Raw genomic sequence first — 19,509 nt, forward strand, 5'->3', positions numbered from 1 at the left:
AACAAGTCGCCCAGTCAATACAAGTTGGGTTCCATCTCCAGCGCGACGCCGAAGCGCGCCAGCACATCAGCCTGAATCCGCTGCGCCAGCGCATGCAACTGCTTGCCACTGGCCTGCCCGTAGTTCACCAGCACCAGCGACTGCAAACGGTGCACCCCGGCATCGCCCTCGCGAAACCCCTTCCAGCCCGCCTGCTCGATCAACCACCCCGCCGCCAGCTTTACCTGACCATCGGCCTGTGGATAACCTACCGCATCCGGATACGCCTCGCGCACGCGCTGCGCCAGTTCAGCGCTCACCACCGGGTTCTTGAAGAAGCTTCCGGCATTGCCCAGCTCGGCCGGGTCTGGCAGTTTTTCGCGACGAATGCTGCAGATGGCATCGCTGACATTCTGTGCGGTCGGCTGACCGATGCCCTGCTCACTCAGCCGCTGGCGTACCGGGCCGTAGTCCAGGTGCAGGTGCTCGGCGCGATTGAGCACGAAGCGAACCCGCAGGATCAGCCAGCGCCCGGGATTACGCTTGAACACACTGTCACGGTAGGCAAAATCACACTGTTCCAGCGCAAACTCGTGCAACTGGCCGGTTTCCCGATCCAGTGCCGTCAGCCCGGCAAACACGTCCTTGATCTCCACGCCATAGGCGCCGATGTTCTGCATCGGCGCCGCCCCGACGGTACCGGGGATCAGGCTGAGGTTTTCCAGCCCCGACAGTCCCTGGGCCAGGGTCCACTGCACGAAGGGATGCCAGGGCTCACCCGCCTCTGCCTCGACCACCACGCGCAGGCCATCATCCGACAGTATCCGCACACCGACACTGGCCATGCGCAGCACCAGCGCCTGGATATCGGCAGTCAGCAGCAGGTTGCTGCCGCCACCGATCACCAGCACCGGCAGGTGCTGTTCGGCTGCGTGCGCCAGCAGCTGGCGCACTTCGTCATCGTTGTGTGCCTGGGCGAAATACTGCGCCTTCACCTCGATTCCGAAGGTGTTGTAAGGCTTGAGTGAAACCTGCGATTGCACCTGCACGCTCATAGCCGGCCCTTCAGCTCGACCACCAGCTTGCTACAAGCCAGCTCAATGAGATCAAGCACCTGTTCGAAGCCCTCTTCGCCGCCGTAGTAAGGGTCGGGCACTTCATCCAGCTCACCCTCGTAGCGGCGCAGGAACAGGTCCAGTTCGGCGGTACCGGCAGACGGTTGCAGCGCCTTGAGGTGGCCGAGATTGCTGGTGTCCATAGCCAGGATCAGGTCGTACCGGCTGAAGTCCTGCGCGCTCACCTGCTGTGCACGCTGTGCGGACAGGTCGTAGCCGCGCGCCAGCGCAGTGCGGCGGGTTCGGCTGTCGGGCGGCTTGCCCACATGCCAGTCTCCCGTACCCGCCGAGGCCACTTCGACCTGATCCTCGAGGCCTGCCAGCTTCAACTGATGGCGCAACACGCCCTCGGCCGTCGGCGAGCGGCAGATGTTGCCCAGGCATACGAACAGGACGCGCATCAGGCCTCCAGCAAGCGCCGAACGCGCTCCAGGTCTTCAGGTGTGTCGACGCCCACAGGCGGCGCCTGCAAGGCATCGGCCACGTGGATGCGCACGCCATTCCACAGCGCACGCAACTGCTCCAGCGACTCGGTCTGCTCCAGGCCGCACGGGCCCCAGGCGACGAAGTCCTGCAACAGGCCTGCGCGATAGGCGTACATGCCGATATGCCGGCGATAAGGCACACCCGCCGGCAATTGCTCGCGGCTCTGGGCAAACGCATCACGCGCCCACGGCAAGGGCGCACGGCTGAAGGTCAGGGCCAGGCCGTTGCGGTCGGTGCTCACCTTGACCGCATTGGGGTTGAACAGCACTTCGACGTCTTCGATCGGCTCGGCCAGCGTGGCAATGCCCGCTTCAGGATGCGCCGCCAGGTTGGCCGCCACCTGGTCGATGATCGCCGGGGGAATCAACGGCTCGTCACCCTGCACATTGACCACGATCGCATCTGCCGACAGGCCCAGCTGGGTGGCGACTTCGGCCAGGCGGTCGGTGCCCGACTGGTGGTCCTCACGGGTCAGCAGCACCTCGGCGCCAAACCCCTGGCATGCAGCGACGATGCTCGGGTCATCGGTGGCAATCACCACGCGGGTGGCGCTGCTTCTGCGCGCCTGCTCCCAGACGTGCTGCACCATCGGCTTGCCGGCAATCGACAGCAATGGCTTGCCCGGCAGACGGGTGGAGCGCAGGCGTGCTGGAATCACAACGGTGAAATCCAGGCTCATTTGTCCAGGCGCTCGTCATCGGTCAGGGTTCGGGCTTCGCTCTCGAGCATCACCGGGATACCGTCACGAATCGGGTACGCCAGGCCGGCCCCCTTGCTGATCAGCTCGGTCTTGTCGGCGCTGAGCTTGAGCGGGCCTTTGGTGATCGGGCAAGCAAGGATGTCGAGCAATTTGGTGTCCATGGATATTCCTCAGGCCTGTGGCCGGAAAAAGAAAATGTCAGGGCTGGCGAGGCCCGGGCAGCAGACGCGCCAGTTGCGCGTCGAGCCAGGCCACGAAGGCCGGCGAAGGCAGTGCGTCGACCGCAAGATACCACCAGTCATCGGCGGCGAAAGCACGGCATTTCACCGCATCCTTCTCAGTCATGACCAGCGGCAATGACGGGGTGAAGCTCAGGGCCTGGGCGTTGTACGCCGCATGGTCGGCAAACGCATGCGGCACAGGCTGCCAGCCCAGCCCCTGCAGGGTGTTGAAAAATCGCTGAGGGTTGCCGATGCCGGCCACCGCGTGCAATGCCTGGCCCGGCGCAAAATGCTCAAGGCCTCGTCGCTCGCCGCTGCGCAGGTTGACCAGTGCCGTAGGGGCCAGGGTGAAGGCAAAGCCATCATCACGGTCGCTGAGGGCGCCGTTGTAGAGCACGGCGTCCACTTCATCCAGGCGCTCCACCGGCTCACGCAGCGGCCCGGCAGGCAGGCAGCGGCGATTGCCGAGGCCGCGGGCCGCGTCGATCAGCACCAGCTCGAGATCACGCGCCAGGCGGTAGTGCTGCATGCCGTCGTCGCACAGGATCAGGTCCAGCGGCTCGGCGTCGAGCAAGGCCCGCACGGCCTGGCTGCGATCGGGGTCGATCATCAGCGGCACGCCGGTGCGCTGCACGATCAGCAAGGGTTCGTCACCGGCCTGTTCGGCCGGTTGATCGGCACGCACGCGCCACGGCAGTTGCGGCGCAGTGGCCCCATAGCCTCGGCTGACCACCCCCACGCGCAGGCCGCGCTGGCGACAGTGCTCGATCAGAAACAGGATAAGCGGGGTCTTGCCGGTGCCACCCACGGTGATGTTGCCCACCACCAGCACCGGCACCGGTGCGCTATAGATGTCGCCCTGCCCGGCCAGAAAACGCTCGCGCTTGCCCCGCACCACCCGACGGTACAGGGCCTCGAGCGGGCGCAACAATACCAATGCCGGGTGGCCGGCATACCAGGCATGCAACAGACGATCGGCAAGCGCCATCAAGGTGTCCCCTGGGCGGCCTCGACCGTGGTCATGCGCAACTGGCTGAAGCCGAGCTTGCCAGCGGCATCCATGGCGGTGACCACGGCCTGGTGCGGAGTCTTGCCGTCAGCGCTGATCGACAGCGGCATCTTGGTGTCGCCCTGTGATTCCTTCTGCAGGGCCTCGGTCAGGGTGCCCAGGTCGCTCTTGGGCAACAGGTGGTTGTTGACCGAGTACACGCCTTCGGCGCTGATGGTGATTTCCAGCTGCTTGGCCTCGGTGTCGGGCGCCGGAGCGCCGCTGACCGCCTCGGGCAGTTCGACACGCAACTGGGTTTCACGGGTGAAGGTGGTGGTCACCACGAAAAACAGCAGCAGGATGAACACCACGTCGATCAGCGAAGCGAGGTTGATGTCCACGGTCTCCCGTGGCTTGCGCCGGAATTTCACGCCTTGCCCTCGCTCAGGTCGACATCACGGTCCCCCTGGACCACTTCCACCAGCTTGATGGCCTCCTGCTCCATGCCCACCACCAGCTCATCGATGCGCCGTTGCAGGAAACGATGGAAGAATACTGCCGGGATACCCACCATCAGGCCGGCTGCGGTGGTGATCAACGCCTTGGAGATCCCCCCCGCCAATACCGAGGCATTGGTGGTCATGCCGGACCCGGTGAAGGCACTGAAGATATCGATCATGCCCAGCACGGTGCCCAGCAGGCCCAGCAGCGGCGCCATGGCGGCGATGGTGCCCAGTGCGTTGATGTAGCGCTCCAGCTCGTGGATGACACGGGCGGCGGCTTCCTCGATGCACTCCTTCATGATTTCGCGACCATGGCGGGAGTTGGCCAGGCCCGCGGCCAGGATCTCGCCCAGCGGCGAGTCGGCGCGCAGGGTCTTGAGCTTCTCGCTGGTGAGCTGTTTGTCCTTGATCCAGCGCCACACCTGGCCGAGCAGGTGCGGCGGGGTGACACGACTGGCGCGCAGGGTCCACAGGCGTTCGGCGACGATAGCCATGGCAGCGATGGAACTCAGAATGATCGGCAGCATCATCCAGCCACCGGACTTGACCAATTCCCACACAGTAGCGACCCCCTCGAAAAAGTCCGCCACTTTACCATAGGGGGCCACGGGGCCGAACAGCGTCATGTCGGCTCCCGCCAGAAGCGGCGCTGGCTGCGTTGCCCGACCGCCTGGCCAAAGCTGCCCAGCACCAGGCGCACCGCCCCGTGCAGGGCGCTGTCGTGCACGGTGATACCCAGCGCCTGGTAACGCGCCATCACCTGTGCGTGCGGATGCCCGAATGCATTGTGGCGCCCTCGCGAAATCAGCACGCCCCGTGGCCGGGTTCGCTCGAGAAAGGCCTGGCTCGACGAGGTGCGGCTGCCATGATGGGGCGCCTGCAACCAGTCGACCGGGCCGGCTGTCGACTCGCGCAGCCAGGCGCGCTCGGCCTGGGCATCGATGTCACCGGTAAGCAGCAGGGTTTCGCCGCCGGCATCCACGTGCAACACACAGGAGCGCTGATTGCTGTCGCCGGCCTGCTGCCAGCGCCACAGGCTGAAGAGCACGCCATCCCACTGCCATTGCTCGCCACTGGCGCAGGCCTGGGCCTGCAGTTGCCCGGGCAGCTCATCCGGGTCGCCGCCCACCACACGCACCAGCGGCACGCTGCGCTGCACCGCCAGGGCGCCGCCGGCATGGTCGGCATGGGCATGGCTGATCAGCGCCAGGTCCAGCTCGCGCACCCCCAGCTTGCGCAGAGTCGGCACGACCACCCGCTCACCCAGGTCGCTGCCACGGGTGGCCGGGCCTGCGTCATACAGCATCGCATGGTGACGGGTACGCAGCACAAACGCCTGGCCCTGGCCGACATCCAGCTGCCACACCTCCAGTTGCCCATGGGCGATCTCGTTGCGAGGCGCACAGCCGGCCAGCAGCAGCAAGGGCCAGCCCAGCACCCGCATCGGCAGCCCGCCCGGCAACAGCAGCAGTACCGCGCCACCGCCCACCATCAACCATGCCCATATCGGCAAGGCGACCGGTGTCCAGGCCGGTTGCCAATGCGCCACCTGTGCCAGTGTCCAGAACAAGGCTGCCAGCGATCCTCCAGCCAGCCACAACAGGGCCTCCCCCAGCAACGGGAGCCCCTGCAGCAGTGTGCCGGCCAGCGCCAGGGGCAACACCGCGATACTGACCCAGGGCACCGCAACCAGATTGGCCAGCGGTGCCGAGAGACTGATCGGCAGCCCCAGCGCCAGCAGCACCGGCAACAGGCCGATCGCGATCAGCCATTGGGCCCGGCACCATGCCAGCCAGGGGTTCCAGGCCCCCAGCCGGCCGCCGAACACATACACCAGCACCGCCACCGCTGCGAACGACAGCCAGAACCCCGGCTGCAGGCTGGCCAATGGCTCCACCAGCAATACACCGTTGAGGGCAAGCAGCAAGGGAATCCAGGCCCCAAGGTGGCGAAAACGCAGGCGCCACAACAGCACCACCGCCAGCATGATGCAGGCGCGTCGTACCGGTACCTGAAAGCCCGCCATCAAGCCGTACGCCAGGGCCGCCGCAAACGCCAGGCCGCACGCCCAGGGTAGCCAGGGCAGCGCCCTGGGCCATGCCCCCACACGTGCCAACCCGGCCACCAGGCCGTACACCAGACCGGCCAGCAAGCCGATGTGCTGACCGGAAATCACCAGCAGGTGCACCGTGCCGGTTGCCTGGAGCACCTGCCAGTCCTCCTGTGCCAGCGCCCCGCCGTCACCCAGCACCAGCGCCGCCAGCGCACCTTCGCGCCCATGGGCCTGAGCCCCGAGCAGGCGCTGGCGCACCGAATCACGCCACGCATGGCTGGCCGGGGCCAGTCGTTCACCTGCCCTTACGCGGCCGGTGGCACCGATTCGCCGAGCCAGCATGGCCGCTTCCTGGTCAGGCCCATGGGGGTTGAGCAGGCCGGAGGGGCGCTGCAGCTGCACCGCCAGGCGCCAACGCTCGCCACTGTTGACCGGCGGCCCGCCAAACCAGCTCAGGCTCAGCCGCTGCGGCAACTGGGCGCGGCGCGAGGAGGCTTCGGCCAGCTCGAAACGCACCGAATGTGGACCCTGCTGCGCCAGGCCCACTACCCGACCTTCCAGCCACAGGGTGCGCCCCTCCAGCTCGGGCCGCAGTCGATCGTCCAGCGCCCATTGCGCCGAGCAACAGGCCCAGGCAAAACCAAGCAGGAACAGACCGGGCACTGCCCATCGACACACCAGGCATAACACTCCCGTCATGCCGATGCCCCAGAGCCAGCCGACCGACGGCAAGGCAGGTAGCACGTTGAGCGCCAACAGCCCCAAGGCCAGCGCCAACATCCTTGTGCGCATGGGTAAAGCTCCTGAGCAGATCTCACCCCAGAGGCTTAGATCACCCAGGCCCGCACCTTGCTTATTAATTGTCACAAAGTCTGAATTGGCGCTGTTTACAATCCGTGCATACTGGCCACTTCAGAACGCCGAGAGCCCACATGCCGCGTCGACTTTTCAAACGCTACATGCCAGATCCGACGAGCATTCGGGAACATAAATCCTTACGCTTTCTCGGCCGGCTGCTGCACGACCCCAACCTCTGGCACCTGAATCGCCATTCGGTGGCACGGGCCATGGCCGTAGGCCTTTTCGCAGCCTTCATCCCTATCCCGATGCAGATGCTGCTGGCCGCCAGCCTGGCGGTTCTGGTGCGTGGCAACATGCCCATCGCCGTCAGCCTGGTGTGGCTGACCAACCCCATCACCATGCCGCCGGTGTTCTACTGCACCTACCAGGTGGGGGCATGGCTGATGCAGATACCGCCACGCACGCTGCCTGAGGAACTCACCTTCGAATGGATCACCGACCAGCTGTCGACGCTGTGGCAGCCCTTTCTGCTGGGCTCGGTGGTGTGCGGCGTGCTGCTGGGGGCGCTGGCCTACTGCCTGACCATGCTCTACTGGCGCTGGTGGGTGGGCAGGCAGTGGCGCAGGCGCAAGCAGAAATCAGCTGCGCATTCCTCGCCCGCTGACCAGTAGGCGCACGCAGCCGATGTACAGCACCGCGGTGGCCACCAGCATGAAGGTGATGGCCACGCCGATGCGGATGTCCGAGACGCCCAGGATGCCGTAGCGGAACGAGTTGACCATGTGCAGCACCGGGTTGGCCAGCGACACGGTCTGCCAGAATGGCGGCAGCAGGGTGATGGAGTAGAACACCCCACCCAGGTACGTCAGCGGCGTGAGCACGAAGGTCGGGATGATCGAGATGTCATCGAAGTTGCGCGCAAACACTGCGTTGATGAAGCCCAGCAGCGAGAAGATCGTCGCGGTCAGCACCACCACCAGCACCGTCACGCCCAGGTGATGCACCTGCAGATGGGTGAAGAACAGCGACAGCAGGGTCACGATCACTCCCACCGCCAACCCGCGCAGCACGCCGCCCAGGGTGTAGCCGATGAGGATGGTGTGCGGCGACACCGGCGACACCATCAGCTCCTCGATCGAACGCTGAAACTTGCTGCCGAAGAAACTCGACACCACGTTGCCGTAGGAATTGGTGATCACCGACATCATGATCAGGCCCGGCACGATGTACTCCATATAGGTGAAGCCACCCATGTCGCCGATCTGCCGGCCGATGAGGTTCCCGAAGATCACGAAGTACAGCACCATGGTGATCGCCGGGGGCAGCAGGGTCTGCGGCCAGATCCGCGTGAACCGCCGCACTTCTCGATAGACGATGGTATTGAGGGCAACCAGGTTGGCGCGCAGTTCCGAACTCATACCGCCACCTTCGCCAGGTTTTTTTCCACCAGGGACACGAACAGCTCCTCGAGACGATTGGTCTTGTTGCGCAGGCTCAGCACCTCGATGTTCTGCAGGGCCAACTGGCCGAACAGCGCGGTGATGCCCACGTCCTTGTCCACCTGCACTTCCAGGGTGTGCGGAGTGATCAGCCGGCACGGGTAGCCGGCCAGTTGCGGCGCCTGGGCCAGGTCATGCTTGAGGTCGAGCAGGAAGGTCTCCACATGCAACGTGCCCAGCAACTGACGCATGCTGGTGTTCTGCACGATGGTGCCGTGGTCGATGATGCCGATGTTGCGGCACAGCTGCTCGGCCTCTTCCAGGTAGTGGGTGGTCAGGATGATGGTAATGCCCTTCTGGTTGAGCTCGGTCAGAAAGCTCCACATCGAACGGCGCAGCTCGATGTCGACGCCAGCGGTAGGCTCGTCGAGGATCAGCAGGCGCGGTTCGTGGATCAGCGCGCGGGCAATCATCAGGCGGCGCTTCATGCCGCCGGACAGCGAGCGCGATGGCACGTCACGCTTGTCCCACAGGCCCAGCTGGGTCAGGTACTGCTCGGCGCGCTCCCTGGCCACCTTCATCGGGATGCCGTAGTAACCCGCCTGGGTCACGACGATATCGAAGGTCTTTTCGAACTGATTGAAGTTGAACTCCTGGGGCACCACGCCGATGCAGCGCTTGAGCGCGGCTGGCTCTCGGTCCAGGTCATGGCCGAACACATTCACCGTGCCGCTGGTCTTGTTGACCAGGGTCGAGAGAATGCCGATGGTGGTGGATTTGCCGGCGCCATTGGGGCCGAGCAAGGCGAAGAAATCACCTTCGGCGACATCCAGGTCGATGCCCTTGAGGGCCTGGAAGCCATTGCCGTAGGTCTTGGTTAGCTGCCGAATGGACAGAGCAGAACTCATAGCAGGTCTACACACCAGGTTGAAGGGTTCACAAGGCAGGCGGTCAGACAGGGCCGACCGCGACGAATGTGGCCATGGTGCTTGCCCAGGCCACGCAAGTACAGTGAAGTGTATCGATATTGACTATCAGGGTAATCGACAGGTTCAGGTCAGCGCGGTCATTACCGCCGCCTGGTAGGCCGGCCGTTGCCTGAGGCGCTCGTACCACGCACGCAGGTGCTTCATTTCCGGACGCTCGATGGGCATCTCGAACCAGGCATACACGAAGCAGCCCAGCGGGATGTCGCCCATGCCGATCGCTTCCCCCGACAGGTAGGGTTGCGTGGCCAGGGCCTGATCGGCGATCGACAGCAGTTCGGCGCATTGCTTGTGCGCGGCGTTGATCTGCACCCAGTCCTGCTGGTCAGACGGGGTACGCAGGATGCCCCAGAACAACGGGCGAAATGGCGTAGCCAGCGATGACGTGGTCCAGTCCATCCACTTGTCTGCGCTGGCCCGGGCCGCCGGGTCGGCGGGGTACCAGTCAGTGTTTGGGGCATACCGGCCACACAGGTAGCGCACGATGGTATTGGATTCCCACAGCACCAGCTCGCCATCCTCGATCATCGGCACCCGGCCGTTGGGGTTGAGGGCACGGTAGTGCGGCTCGTCGACCACGCCGAACTCGCCACCGGCATCGATCGACTGGTAACCCAGGCCCAGCTCCTGGGCGCACCACAGCGCCTTCCTGACGTTTGACGAGTTCTTGCGTCCCCAGATCTTCAGCATGACGACTCCTGACATAGGCGGTGGGCACTCAGTCTACCCGAGCTGGCGAGGCTGACAATCGCTGGCCCGCGGCCCGAAAACGCGAACTTCCACAGGTCACGTCCTGTCACTGTTCTGACGGGTTGTTTGGCACAGGCGGTCTAAGCTCTGTCGGATAGCTATTTCTGGAGCTCACGGAGGAAAGCATATGTTGCTGTTGTGGTTAGTGGTGCTGGTGGTCGGTATTGCCTACCTGGCGCACCGGCGGGTTGCCCCCCTGCCCGCACTGGGCGTGGTTGCCGTCTACCTGGTGGCGATGGGCGCATTCAGCCATGCCCCCGGCTGGCTGTTGACGATCTTCTGGCTGCTGCTGGTGGCCACTGCCGTGCCCCTGGTGCTGCCCGATCTGCGCCGCAAATGGCTGACTGCCCCGCTGTTCGGCTGGTTTCGCAAAACCTTGCCGCCGATGTCGCAGACCGAGCGTGAGGCCATCGATGCCGGCACGGTCTGGTGGGACGGCGAGCTCTTCAGTGGCCGCCCCGACTGGAACACCCTGCTGGCCTATCCCAAGGTGCAACTGAGCGCAGAAGAGCAAGCCTTCATCGACGGGCCCACCGAGGAGCTCTGCGCCATGGTCAGCGACTGGCAGATCGGCCAGGACATGGACCTTCCCGCCGAAGCCTGGGCGCACATCAAGACCCATGGCTTCTTTGCCCTGATCATTCCCAAGGAATACGGTGGCAAGGGCTTTTCCGCCTTCGCTCATTCACAGGTCGCGATGAAACTGGCCACCCGCAGCGGCGACCTGGCCTCCACGGTGATGGTGCCCAACTCGCTCGGCCCGGCCGAACTGCTGCTGCACTACGGCACCGACGAGCAACGCAACCATTACCTGCCCCGCCTGGCCCGCGGTGACGACATCCCGTGCTTCGCCCTCACCGGTCCGCTGGCCGGCTCCGACGCCGGCGCCATGCCCGACACCGGGGTCATCTGCAAGGGCCAGTGGCAGGGCGAGGAAGTACTGGGCCTGCGCCTGAACTGGGAGAAGCGCTATATCACCCTGGGCCCGGTGGCGACGCTGCTGGGTCTAGCGTTCAAGGCCTACGACCCCGATCACCTGCTGGGTGACAAGGAGGAGCTGGGTATCAGCCTGGCTCTCATCCCGACCGACACCCCAGGTGTCGAGATCGGTCAGCGCCATCTGCCGCTGGGCGCCGCGTTCATGAACGGCCCCAACAGCGGCAAGGACGTGTTCGTCCCGCTGAGTTTTCTGATTGGCGGGCAGGAGATGCTCGGCAAGGGCTGGATGATGCTGATGAACTGCCTGTCGGTGGGACGCTCGATCTCCTTGCCGGCAGTCGGTACCGGTGCCGCCAAGTACACCAGCCTGGTAACGGGCCAGTACGCACAGGTGCGCGAGCAGTTCAACGTACCGCTGGCCGCGTTCGAGGGCATTCAGGAGGCTCTGGCCCGCATCGGCGGCAATGCCTGGCTGATGGACAGCGCACGCATGCTCACCGCCAACGCGGTGGACCTGGGTGAAAAACCCTCGGTGCTGTCGGCGATCCTCAAGTACCACCTCACCGAACGGGGGCGCGAATGCATCCAGCACGCCATGGACGTGCACGGGGGCAAGGGCATCATCATGGGCCCGAACAACTACCTGGGTCGCAGCTGGCAGGGGGCACCGATCTTCATCACCGTCGAGGGCGCCAACATCCTCTCGCGCAACCTGATGATCTTTGGCCAGGGGGCGATTCGCTGCCACCCGTTCGTGCTCAAGGAGATGGCCCTGGCAGCACGTGAAGACCACGACCAGGCGCTCAAGGAGTTCGACGCCCTGCTGCTCAGGCATGTGGGCTTCGCGGTGGGTAACGCGGCCAGCACGCTGGTCCTTGGGTTGGGCCTGGGGCGCTTTGAAAAGGCACCCGGCGATGCATTGAGCCAGGGATACTTTCGCGCACTCGATCGCCAGGCGGCGGCCTTCGCCCTGCTGGCCGACCTGTGCATGATGCTGCTCGGTGGCGAGCTGAAACGCCGTGAGCGCCTGTCGGCGCGCCTTGGCGACGTATTGAGCAACCTGTACCTGGGTTCGGCAGCCCTCAAGCGCTACCACGATCTCGATTCGCCCGAGTACCTGCGGCCGCTGTTGCGCTGGGCCATGGAAGAAAGCCTGGGCCAGGCCGAAAAAGCCCTGGACCGCCTGCTCGACAACTTCCCCAATCGGTTCCTCGGTGGCGCGCTGCGCTTGGTGGTGTTCCCGTTCGGGCGCCGTCATACCGGCCCGTCGGACGAACTGGATGCCGAGGTTGCTGCGCTGCTGGGTCGCGCCAAGGGTGATCCGGCACTCGAACAACTGCTGGCTGGCTGCTATCGCCCCACCGATGCAAGCGACCCGGTGGGCGCGTTGCAACAGGCCAGCGACCTGCTAAGGGCCAGCGCCCCGCTGCACAAGAAGCTGCACCAGGCCCACAAGGGCGGCCAATTGGCGCCGGCTCCCGGCGAATCGCTGATCGACGCAGCCTTGCACGCCAACACCTTGCAGGCCGGCGAAGCTCAAAGCCTGCACGAGGCCGAAGCCGCACGGCGCCGTGTGATCGACGTGGATGCGTTCAGCAAGGACGAGCTGCTGCCCACCGAGGGCAAGGTGCGCTGAGCATCACACCAACGGGACATCGGGCGCGGGGAGCCTTATACTCCCGCGCCCGATTTTGCTCTAGAGGATCGCCCGCATGGCCAACGCCACTGCTCAACTGGAATACCACCTCGCCCTGCTCACCCACCTGCGCACCATCCTTGCAGCCCTGGGTGAGGCCGAACAGGTACCGGAAGAAAGCCACGCGCTGTTTCTGGAGCGTTTCGACGACCTGATGCAACAGTTGCCGGTCGACCCGGAGAGCACCTACCTGGGTCAGGACCTCATCTGCCAGGTCATCCAGCGCTACCCGCAGATCGCGCACCTTATCCCCCGCGACCTGCTGTGGTTCTTTGGCGGCGATTGCCTGCACTACATGCCGGAAGAAGAACTGGCCATGTACCAGGAGCTGGAAGAACGCCGCTACGAAGCCGAGCAGAACGACGAACCGTTCGACTGGAACCAGGAGAAGCAGTTGTTGAGCATGTCGGGTGACGACAGCAAGCACTGATGCGCAAGCTACCTGTCAGCGCGGCCAGCAGAACTGGCAGGTAGCCCCCCCCCTTCGGCAGGATGACCACGTCCCGCACAAAGCGCATTCACATGACTGCGTGTGCTTGAACGGGCTCAGAAGAAAAAGTACACGCCGGTATCGAGCTCGAGTGCGGTTCGCACCTGCGCCTCCACCTTCAGCAGTGCACCGACCTCGGGGCAGGCTTGGATACAGGCCGACACCAACGCACTGAATGCCGCCAACTGCACAGTGCCTAGAATCCTTTCATCTTCGTACTCATCGATGTTCAGCGCCAGCGCTCGATTGGCCTGCGTGAAAAGCCCCGATCGCCACACGGCTTCGAACTCCTCTGCATCCAGCTGAACATCTAGCAGGTCTGCATCCGTACAGGTATCGGTATCCAGCCGCGACATGGCGCCTCGGCTCAACGGCACACAGATGATTTTCATGCTGCTCCCTGCCATCGCGCGGCGTTTTTTATGCAAAAAAAAACGCCGTTCATACGAACGGCGTTTTCTTTGAATTTGGAGCGGGAAACGAGACTCGAACTCGCGACCCCGACCTTGGCAAGGTCGTGCTCTACCAACTGAGCTATTCCCGCAAATGGCGTCCCCTAGGGGACTCGAACCCCTGTTACCGCCGTGAAAGGGCGGTGTCCTAGGCCACTAGACGAAGGGGACACTGCCTGAAACACCATGGTGTAGTGTTTCAGTTCCAGAAATACACCCGAAGATGCTTTCTGGTTTCACTCAGCCCTGCCCTGAAGCAAAGCTGCTTAAAATTGGAGCGGGAAACGAGACTCGAACTCGCGACCCCGACCTTGGCAAGGTCGTGCTCTACCAACTGAGCTATTCCCGCAATGGCGTCCCCTAGGGGACTCGAACCCCTGTTACCGCCGTGAAAGGGCGGTGTCCTAGGCCACTAGACGAAGGGGACACGCTACAACATTCACTCCCTGCCGCGTTTCGCTGTGTGCTTTACGCTGCAAGTGGCGCGCATTCTAGGGGTGCTTTGAGAAGTCGTCAACCCCTAGATATAAATTTATTTAAATCAATGACTTCGCCCTGCTTTACGCTGCCACGGAGGCCGCAGCGCGCCTGAGCCTTGACGATTATTTTCTGACGCACATACGCGACGCGGCCCAGTGCTGGCGGCACCTCAAGGCAAAATGCCAGCAATCCGCCCTGCTCAACTGCCAAACAGCTCTATCCGGGCAAAAGCGAAGCCACTACACTCAAACGGCAAACCTTCCTGTATGAGGCGTTAACGGTGACACCACTTCTGATCACCCTGCTTATAGTAGCGGGTATCGCACTCTTGATCGTGATTGGCTACCTGAACAATGTAGTCGAGAGCAACAAGCTGGAACGAGCCCGCCTCAAGATCGAGCTGGCCGACCGCTTGCGTCGTTGTGGCGAAATCACCGAAACCTTCCCCGGCCAGTTGATGACCCCGGCACTCAAGCTGCTGCTGACCCGCCTCGAACTGAACCTGAATCAGCGCCGCCTGGCCCTGGACAAGCACAACCGTGAAATCCAGGCACGCATCAGCGAGCTCCAGGGCCTGATTGCCCTGGGCGATGGCATACCGGTGAACAACCCTCCCGGCCCGATCCAGACCGAAGCCCGTGCCAAGGATGTACGCTTTCTGCTCGAAGCCCTGCACAGCCAGGTGGTGCGCGCCTCCCAGGAAGGCTTCCTGCCGACCAACGAAGCCAAGTACTGGGTAAAGGAAATTCGCCATATCCTGGTGCTGCTGCACATCGAGTTCTTCAACAACCTGGGGCAGCATGCGCTGCAGCAGAACCAGCCGGGGCAGGCCCGCCTGGCGTTCGAACGGGGCGTGCAGTACCTGCGCAAGCAACCTGATCCGGTGCTCTACCGCGAGCAGCTCGACTATATGGACAAACTGCTGGCACGCGCCAACGCCATGGTACTGAGCCAGAACCAGCCAACCGAAGACGAGGTCAACCCACTGACCGAAGGGCTGAAGTCCGACACCGAAGAAGACTGGAAGAAGAAAGTCATCTACGACTGATTGCAACACAACCCATTCGCCAGCAGCCCCCGACAGGAGCCTTGCTGGCGAATGGGCGCAACGCCTCTACCCGCCTCAGCAGTCCGTCGAATCCAGGAAAATCCGCGCCAGACGCTCCAGCCCGGCCTGATCCTGCTCACCAAAGCGTGCAAGTACAGGGCTGTCCAGGTCCAGTACGCCGATCAGCGCTCCGTCCTTGACCAGAGGGATCACCAACTCGCTGTTGGAGGCGCTGTCACAGGCAATATGCCCCGGGAAGGCATGCACATCCTCCACACGCTGGGTCTGGCGTGTAGCCGCCGCAGCCCCGCACACCCCGCGCCCGAACGGGATGCGTACACACGCCACCTGCCCCTGAAACGGCCCCAGTACCAGCTCTTCACCGCGCGCCAGGTAGAAACCTGCCCAGTTCAGGTCTTCGACCTGGCTGTACAGAAAGGCGGAAAGCTGCGCAGCGTTGGCAATGAAATCCCGCTCCCCGTCCAGTAGTGCCTCCAGCTGCGCCGCCAGCAGGTCATAGCCGCACTGGCCGCCCCCCACTGCATTCAAATCGATCATTACTGTTGCTCCAGCAGTTTCAGGCCCACCCAATAGCGGGCAAATTGATAGGCGCAGCGGCCATTGCGATTGCCGCGGCCGGTTGCCCAGCGGATCGCGGCCTTGTCCAGCTCTTCATCCCGTGCCCAGACCAGACCTGGCGCCAGCGCCAACTGGGTGATCCAGTGCTCGACCACATCAAGGAAGTGCTCCTGGGTGAACGGGTAGAACGACAGCCACAGACCAAAGCGGTCCGACAGGGCAATCTTGTCCTCGACGGCCTCGCTGGGGTGCAGCTCGCCGTCGACCATCTTCCAGTTCTCGTTGTCGCTCTGCTTTTCCGGCACCAGGTGCCGACGGTTGGAGGTGGCATACAGCAGAACGTTGTCCGGCGCCTGCTCGAGGGAGCCGTCCAGCACGCTCTTGAGCACGCGGTAGTCGCCCTCCCCGGCCTCGAACGACAGGTCATCGCAGAACAGCACGAAACGCTGTGGCAGTTTGTGCAGTTGTTCCACCACCCGCGGCAGGTCCGCCAGGTGGTCACGCTCGATCTCGATCAGGCGCAGCCCCTGTGGGGCGTACTCTGCCAGCAAGGCACGCACCAGCGACGACTTGCCGGTGCCGCGCGAGCCCCACAGCAGCGCGTGGTTGGCCGGCATGCCGTCGATGAACTGGCGGGTATTGCGGCCCAGTTGTTCACGCTGCCTGTCGACACCGATCAGGTCGGTCAGGCGCATGTCCAGGCTGACCTCGAGCGGCAGCAGAAAACCGCTGCGCCCTTCGCGCTGCCAACGGGCAGCCAGGCACTGGGTCCAATCGATGCTGGGGCGCAATGCCGGCAGCAGCGGTTCCAGACGCGCCAATACCGATTCGGCGCGCTCCAGGAAAGCATTCAAGCGAGAGTCCACGTTATGTCCTCGACACAGATTCTTGGGAAAGCCTGAATGTGCGACAGTACCTGCCAGCTACCGGGGGTGATCGGCTATGCTTGCGCAGCGCACGGAAAGTGGAACTGGCTCGGGATACATGGATATCAAGTTCACCAATCGCCTGTCTTACAAGCAAGCCCGGCTGACGGTCCTGGTCGGTTTCATCCTGGGAACATTGCTCAGTCTCATCCAGATCGGCATCGATTATGCCAGCGAAGACGCCTCTATCAATCGCGAGATGCAGGCACTGCTGCAAATCAGCCACAACCCCGCCTCGCGCATTGCCTACAACCTCGACGCGGAACTGGCCAACGAACTGACCCTGGGCCTGCTCAAATCCCCCGCCATCACCCGTGCGCGCCTGATCGACAACACCGACAGCGTGTTGTCCGATGTGCAGCGCCCGCGCGAACAAAGCAGCTATCGGGTAGTGAGTGATTTTCTCTTCGGCCAGAGCCGGCAGTTCCAGGATCGCCTGATGCTCGACCAGATGCCCAGCGAATACCTCGGCACCCTGTATCTTGAAGTCGACACCTTCGCCTTCGGCAGCCGCTTTCTGAAGCGGGCCGAAGTAACGCTGCTCAACGGGTTCGTGCGCAGCCTGGTGCTGACCGGCATCCTGCTGGCACTGTTCTATTTCATGCTGACCAAGCCGCTGGTGCGGGTGATCAGCGCCCTGAGCAACAGCAATGCGCGCGCCCCCAACCAGAACAAGCTGGCCTTCCCGCCCGGTCACGAACAGGACGAGATCGGCGTGCTGGTCAAGGTCGCCAACCAGCAGTTCGTGAGCATGGCCACCGAGATCCAGCAGCGGCGCAACGCCGAAAACCGCCTGACCGACTACCTCAACGAGCTGGAAAACATCGTTTCGGCCCGTACCAACGAACTCAAGTCCAGCAACACCCGCCTGAGCCAGTCCAACGAGGAACTGGAGCAGGCGCGACGCCGAGCGCTGGACATGGCCCAGGCCCGTGCCGCATTCCTGGCCAACATGAGCCACGAGATCCGCACCCCGCTCAATGGTCTGCTGGGCATGATCGCGCTGTCGCTGGACAGCCCGCTCAACGCCGAACAACGCCAGCAGCTGTCCATCGCCCACGACTCGGGCAAGGTACTGGTGGAACTGCTCAACGATATTCTCGACCTGTCCAAGTTCGACGCCGGCCAGCTGGAGCTGGAGCGCATCCCCTTCGACCTCGGCGCCCTGGTGGAAGACACCGCCAACCTGCTGTCGCAGAACGCGGCGCCCAGCGTGGAGCTGACCTGCCTGATCGATCCGCAGTTTCCCAGCAGCGTGCTGGGTGACCCCACGCGGGTGCGCCAGATCGTCAGCAACCTGCTGTCCAACGCGCTCAAGTTCACCCGTTTCGGGCGTGTCGACGTTCGCCTGGGCACCTACCCCGGCGGCGTGCGCCTGGAGGTCTGCGACACGGGCATCGGCATCCCGCTGGAAGCCCAGGTCAGGATCTTTCAGCCTTTCACCCAGGCCGGTGCCGGCATTACCCGCCAGTATGGCGGCACCGGCCTGGGCCTGGCGCTGACCCGCAACCTCTGCGAAGCCATGCAGGGGCGCCTGAGCATCAGTTCGGAAGCTGGCTTCGGCAGCCAGTTCAGTGTCGAGCTGCCGCTGGCCTCCCACACCCCGGCGATTGCACCCGCTCCCCTGCGCGGCAAGGTGGTGGCGATCAGCAGCGCCAGCAGCGGCCTTGCCGAACTGCTGCAGAGCCTGCTGCCACGTTGGGGGCTGACGTACTCGCGCCATGACAGCATCGACAGCCTGGTCGACCTGGAGCCCGACCTGCTGGTCACCGACAACCTGGATGGCCTGTTCGGCCTGCGTCCGTCACTCAAGGCGCCAATCCTGCTGGTGACCGCCTATGGCAACTTCCTGCCGGGGGAAGAAGCCGCCCAGTTGGCACCGCTGCAGCAGCAGGCCCGCCCGCTGGCCCGCAACGCCCTGTACCAGACCTTGCAGCGCATTCTGCAGGGCAGTGAAGATGCAGGCCCGGTCGCCCAGGCAGGCACCCAGACCAGCGAGCGTCGTGCCCGCATCCTGCTGGTGGAAGACAACCCGGTGAACCAGCTGGTCGCCAAGGGCATGCTGGGCAAGCTGGGCTGCGAGGTGATCGTGGCCGCCCACGGCGGGGAGGCCCTGGAGCAGTTGGAGCAAGCCGCCTTCGACCTGGTGCTGATGGACTGCAACATGCCGGTGATGGACGGCTACGAGGCCAGCCGACGCATACGCCAGAGCGGACGCTGGCCCGACCTGCCCATCGTGGCACTTACCGCCAACGCCATGCCCGAGGAACGCGAACGCTGCCGGGCGGCAGGCATGAACGACTACCTGGCCAAACCCTTTCGCCGCGAAGAGTTGCTGGCGCTGATCGATCACTGGGTGCCGCCAACAGCCCCTGAAACCTAGCGCAGCAGCTTTTCGATATCGCCCGCCAGCGCCTCGGGCTTGGTGCTGGGCGCATAACGGCTCACGGCACCCGACTGCGGATCGACCAGGAACTTGGTGAAATTCCACTTGATCGCCTGCGAACCGAACAGGCCGGGAGCCCTCTGCTTGAGCGCGGCGAACAGGGGATGCGCTCCCGCCCCATTGACCTCGACCTTTCTGAACAGGGGAAAGCTCACGCCAAAGTTGGCTTCACAGAACTGCGATATCGCCAGCTCATCGCCCGGCTCCTGCTTGCCGAACTGGTTGCAGGGAAAGCCCAACACCACCAGGCCGCGCTCGCGATAGCGCTGCCATAGCGACTCCAGGCCCTTGTACTGTGGCGTGAACCCGCACTGGCTGGCGGTATTGACCACCAGCACCGCCCTTGCCGGGTAATCCGCCAGGGTTTTCTGCTCGCCCCGCAGGGTGGTGCAGGGAATATTGAGCAAACTGTTGTCGGCCATGACCGCGTCT

The 19,509-nt window shown here is 63.9% G+C and carries 20 protein-coding genes and 4 tRNA genes; 5 read left to right on the forward strand and 19 right to left on the reverse strand.

The features are described 5' to 3' along the window. Positions 1–14: 14 nt before the first annotated feature. From murB to FW760_RS19840, 8 genes are all read right to left on the reverse strand, one after another. A complete protein-coding gene (gene murB / locus FW760_RS19805; RefSeq protein WP_116055112.1) occupies positions 15–1,034 on the reverse strand; it encodes a UDP-N-acetylmuramate dehydrogenase in 1,020 nt (339 codons plus the stop codon). Beyond that, positions 1,031–1,495: a low molecular weight protein-tyrosine-phosphatase gene (locus FW760_RS19810; protein WP_116055114.1), complete on the reverse strand. Its 465-nt coding sequence runs from the start codon at positions 1,493–1,495 to the stop codon at positions 1,031–1,033. Before FW760_RS19810 ends, murB begins: the two co-directional genes overlap by 4 nt. Further along, positions 1,495–2,259 carry a 3-deoxy-manno-octulosonate cytidylyltransferase gene (kdsB, locus tag FW760_RS19815; RefSeq protein WP_043862888.1) on the reverse strand — a complete coding sequence of 255 codons (765 nt, stop codon included), beginning with the start codon at positions 2,257–2,259 and terminating at the stop codon, positions 1,495–1,497. Before kdsB ends, FW760_RS19810 begins: the two co-directional genes overlap by 1 nt. After that, a complete protein-coding gene (locus FW760_RS19820; RefSeq protein WP_003247142.1) occupies positions 2,256–2,441 on the reverse strand; it encodes a Trm112 family protein in 186 nt (61 codons plus the stop codon). Before FW760_RS19820 ends, kdsB begins: the two co-directional genes overlap by 4 nt. A 37-nt stretch (positions 2,442–2,478) precedes the next feature. Next, complete coding sequence (gene lpxK, locus FW760_RS19825) at positions 2,479–3,489, reverse strand: tetraacyldisaccharide 4'-kinase (RefSeq protein ID WP_116055116.1); 1,011 nt, start codon at positions 3,487–3,489, stop codon at positions 2,479–2,481. Further along, positions 3,489–3,920 carry an ExbD/TolR family protein gene (locus FW760_RS19830; protein ID WP_078479738.1) on the reverse strand — a complete coding sequence of 144 codons (432 nt, stop codon included), beginning with the start codon at positions 3,918–3,920 and terminating at the stop codon, positions 3,489–3,491. The genes lpxK and FW760_RS19830 overlap by 1 nt, the downstream gene beginning before the upstream one ends. Continuing rightward, on the reverse strand, positions 3,917–4,552 hold the full coding sequence (locus FW760_RS19835; protein ID WP_162484877.1) for a MotA/TolQ/ExbB proton channel family protein: 636 nt from the start codon (positions 4,550–4,552) through the stop codon (positions 3,917–3,919). Before FW760_RS19835 ends, FW760_RS19830 begins: the two co-directional genes overlap by 4 nt. 62 nt (positions 4,553–4,614) lie before the next feature. Continuing rightward, entirely contained in the window at positions 4,615–6,837 is a 2,223-nt protein-coding gene (locus FW760_RS19840; protein WP_178083071.1) for a DNA internalization-related competence protein ComEC/Rec2, read from the reverse strand. Between the two features lie 140 nt (positions 6,838–6,977). On the opposite strand from FW760_RS19840, the gene FW760_RS19845 reads away from it, so the two are divergent. Further along, positions 6,978–7,517, forward strand: a complete 540-nt coding sequence (locus FW760_RS19845) for a DUF2062 domain-containing protein (RefSeq protein ID WP_043862892.1) — start codon at positions 6,978–6,980, stop codon at positions 7,515–7,517. Here FW760_RS19845 and FW760_RS19850 read toward each other — a convergent pair. From FW760_RS19850 to FW760_RS19860, 3 genes are all read right to left on the reverse strand, one after another. Then, a complete protein-coding gene (locus FW760_RS19850) occupies positions 7,485–8,264 on the reverse strand; it encodes an ABC transporter permease (RefSeq protein WP_058541067.1) in 780 nt (259 codons plus the stop codon). The two genes, FW760_RS19845 and FW760_RS19850, sit on opposite strands and share 33 nt — an antisense overlap. Then, the gene (locus tag FW760_RS19855; RefSeq protein WP_043862894.1) at positions 8,261–9,193 is read right to left on the reverse strand and encodes an ABC transporter ATP-binding protein; all 933 of its coding nucleotides are present in this window, start codon (positions 9,191–9,193) and stop codon (positions 8,261–8,263) included. Before FW760_RS19855 ends, FW760_RS19850 begins: the two co-directional genes overlap by 4 nt. Positions 9,194–9,337: 144 nt before the next feature. Then, the gene (locus FW760_RS19860) at positions 9,338–9,961 is read right to left on the reverse strand and encodes a glutathione S-transferase (RefSeq protein WP_058541066.1); all 624 of its coding nucleotides are present in this window, start codon (positions 9,959–9,961) and stop codon (positions 9,338–9,340) included. 187 nt (positions 9,962–10,148) lie between these two features. On the opposite strand from FW760_RS19860, the gene FW760_RS19865 reads away from it, so the two are divergent. Continuing rightward, the gene (locus FW760_RS19865; RefSeq protein WP_043862896.1) at positions 10,149–12,596 is read left to right on the forward strand and encodes an acyl-CoA dehydrogenase; all 2,448 of its coding nucleotides are present in this window, start codon (positions 10,149–10,151) and stop codon (positions 12,594–12,596) included. A 76-nt stretch (positions 12,597–12,672) separates the two neighbouring features. Further along, a complete protein-coding gene (locus FW760_RS19870; protein ID WP_043862897.1) occupies positions 12,673–13,086 on the forward strand; it encodes a PA2817 family protein in 414 nt (137 codons plus the stop codon). Between the two features lie 116 nt (positions 13,087–13,202). Here FW760_RS19870 and FW760_RS19875 read toward each other — a convergent pair whose 3' ends face one another. The 5 genes from FW760_RS19875 to FW760_RS19895 all read right to left on the reverse strand — a co-directional run bounded on the left by FW760_RS19875 (position 13,203) and on the right by FW760_RS19895 (position 14,025). Then, complete coding sequence (locus tag FW760_RS19875) at positions 13,203–13,538, reverse strand: hypothetical protein (protein WP_116055120.1); 336 nt, start codon at positions 13,536–13,538, stop codon at positions 13,203–13,205. A gap of 76 nt (positions 13,539–13,614) precedes the next feature. Further along, positions 13,615–13,690: transfer RNA gene (locus FW760_RS19880), tRNA-Gly, on the reverse strand. A gap of 3 nt (positions 13,691–13,693) precedes the next feature. After that, positions 13,694–13,769, reverse strand: a tRNA-Glu gene (locus FW760_RS19885). Positions 13,770–13,871: 102 nt separating this feature from the next. After that, positions 13,872–13,947, reverse strand: a tRNA-Gly gene (locus FW760_RS19890). A gap of 2 nt (positions 13,948–13,949) precedes the next feature. Next, positions 13,950–14,025: transfer RNA gene (locus FW760_RS19895), tRNA-Glu, on the reverse strand. 333 nt (positions 14,026–14,358) lie between these two features. On the opposite strand from FW760_RS19895, the gene FW760_RS19900 reads away from it, so the two are divergent. After that, positions 14,359–15,126 carry a hypothetical protein gene (locus tag FW760_RS19900; protein WP_043862749.1) on the forward strand — a complete coding sequence of 256 codons (768 nt, stop codon included), beginning with the start codon at positions 14,359–14,361 and terminating at the stop codon, positions 15,124–15,126. Between the two features lie 75 nt (positions 15,127–15,201). Here FW760_RS19900 and FW760_RS19905 read toward each other — a convergent pair whose 3' ends face one another. Both FW760_RS19905 and FW760_RS19910 read right to left on the reverse strand, forming a co-directional pair. After that, positions 15,202–15,684, reverse strand: a complete 483-nt coding sequence (locus FW760_RS19905; protein ID WP_054915824.1) for a GAF domain-containing protein — start codon at positions 15,682–15,684, stop codon at positions 15,202–15,204. Beyond that, positions 15,684–16,571, reverse strand: coding sequence for an ATP-binding protein (locus tag FW760_RS19910; RefSeq protein WP_058541064.1), 888 nt, complete (start codon positions 16,569–16,571; stop codon positions 15,684–15,686). The genes FW760_RS19905 and FW760_RS19910 overlap by 1 nt, the downstream gene beginning before the upstream one ends. A gap of 76 nt (positions 16,572–16,647) precedes the next feature. Here FW760_RS19910 and FW760_RS19915 point away from each other — a divergent pair, with 76 nt between their 5' ends. After that, positions 16,648–19,014 (forward strand): response regulator, encoded by a 2,367-nt coding sequence (locus tag FW760_RS19915; protein ID WP_446443930.1) that lies wholly within the window; start codon positions 16,648–16,650, stop codon positions 19,012–19,014. Here the strand turns inward: FW760_RS19915 and FW760_RS19920 are convergent. After that, the gene (locus FW760_RS19920; RefSeq protein WP_043862745.1) at positions 19,011–19,499 is read right to left on the reverse strand and encodes a glutathione peroxidase; all 489 of its coding nucleotides are present in this window, start codon (positions 19,497–19,499) and stop codon (positions 19,011–19,013) included. The two genes, FW760_RS19915 and FW760_RS19920, sit on opposite strands and share 4 nt — an antisense overlap. Positions 19,500–19,509 lie beyond the last annotated feature (10 nt).

The sequence above is a fragment of the Pseudomonas sp. 1176_21 genome (assembly GCF_052850635.1).

What these genes read in the sequence shown, in the direction of transcription:
- murB (WP_116055112.1), bottom strand. Translation starts at nt 1,034, where the DNA reads ATGAGCGTGCAGGTGCAATCGCAGGTTTCACTCAAGCCTTACAACACC.
- FW760_RS19810 (WP_116055114.1), bottom strand. Translation starts at nt 1,495, where the DNA reads ATGCGCGTCCTGTTCGTATGCCTGGGCAACATCTGCCGCTCGCCGACG.
- kdsB (WP_043862888.1), bottom strand. Translation starts at nt 2,259, where the DNA reads ATGAGCCTGGATTTCACCGTTGTGATTCCAGCACGCCTGCGCTCCACC.
- FW760_RS19820 (WP_003247142.1), bottom strand. Translation starts at nt 2,441, where the DNA reads ATGGACACCAAATTGCTCGACATCCTTGCTTGCCCGATCACCAAAGGC.
- lpxK (WP_116055116.1), bottom strand. Translation starts at nt 3,489, where the DNA reads ATGGCGCTTGCCGATCGTCTGTTGCATGCCTGGTATGCCGGCCACCCG.
- FW760_RS19840 (WP_178083071.1), bottom strand. Translation starts at nt 6,837, where the DNA reads ATGCGCACAAGGATGTTGGCGCTGGCCTTGGGGCTGTTGGCGCTCAAC.
- FW760_RS19845 (WP_043862892.1), top strand. Translation starts at nt 6,978, where the DNA reads ATGCCGCGTCGACTTTTCAAACGCTACATGCCAGATCCGACGAGCATT.
- FW760_RS19850 (WP_058541067.1), bottom strand. Translation starts at nt 8,264, where the DNA reads ATGAGTTCGGAACTGCGCGCCAACCTGGTTGCCCTCAATACCATCGTC.
- FW760_RS19855 (WP_043862894.1), bottom strand. Translation starts at nt 9,193, where the DNA reads ATGAGTTCTGCTCTGTCCATTCGGCAGCTAACCAAGACCTACGGCAAT.
- FW760_RS19860 (WP_058541066.1), bottom strand. Translation starts at nt 9,961, where the DNA reads ATGCTGAAGATCTGGGGACGCAAGAACTCGTCAAACGTCAGGAAGGCG.
- FW760_RS19865 (WP_043862896.1), top strand. Translation starts at nt 10,149, where the DNA reads ATGTTGCTGTTGTGGTTAGTGGTGCTGGTGGTCGGTATTGCCTACCTG.
- FW760_RS19870 (WP_043862897.1), top strand. Translation starts at nt 12,673, where the DNA reads ATGGCCAACGCCACTGCTCAACTGGAATACCACCTCGCCCTGCTCACC.
- FW760_RS19875 (WP_116055120.1), bottom strand. Translation starts at nt 13,538, where the DNA reads ATGAAAATCATCTGTGTGCCGTTGAGCCGAGGCGCCATGTCGCGGCTG.
- FW760_RS19905 (WP_054915824.1), bottom strand. Translation starts at nt 15,684, where the DNA reads ATGATCGATTTGAATGCAGTGGGGGGCGGCCAGTGCGGCTATGACCTG.
- FW760_RS19915 (WP_446443930.1), top strand. Translation starts at nt 16,648, where the DNA reads ATGCTTGCGCAGCGCACGGAAAGTGGAACTGGCTCGGGATACATGGAT.
- FW760_RS19920 (WP_043862745.1), bottom strand. Translation starts at nt 19,499, where the DNA reads ATGGCCGACAACAGTTTGCTCAATATTCCCTGCACCACCCTGCGGGGC.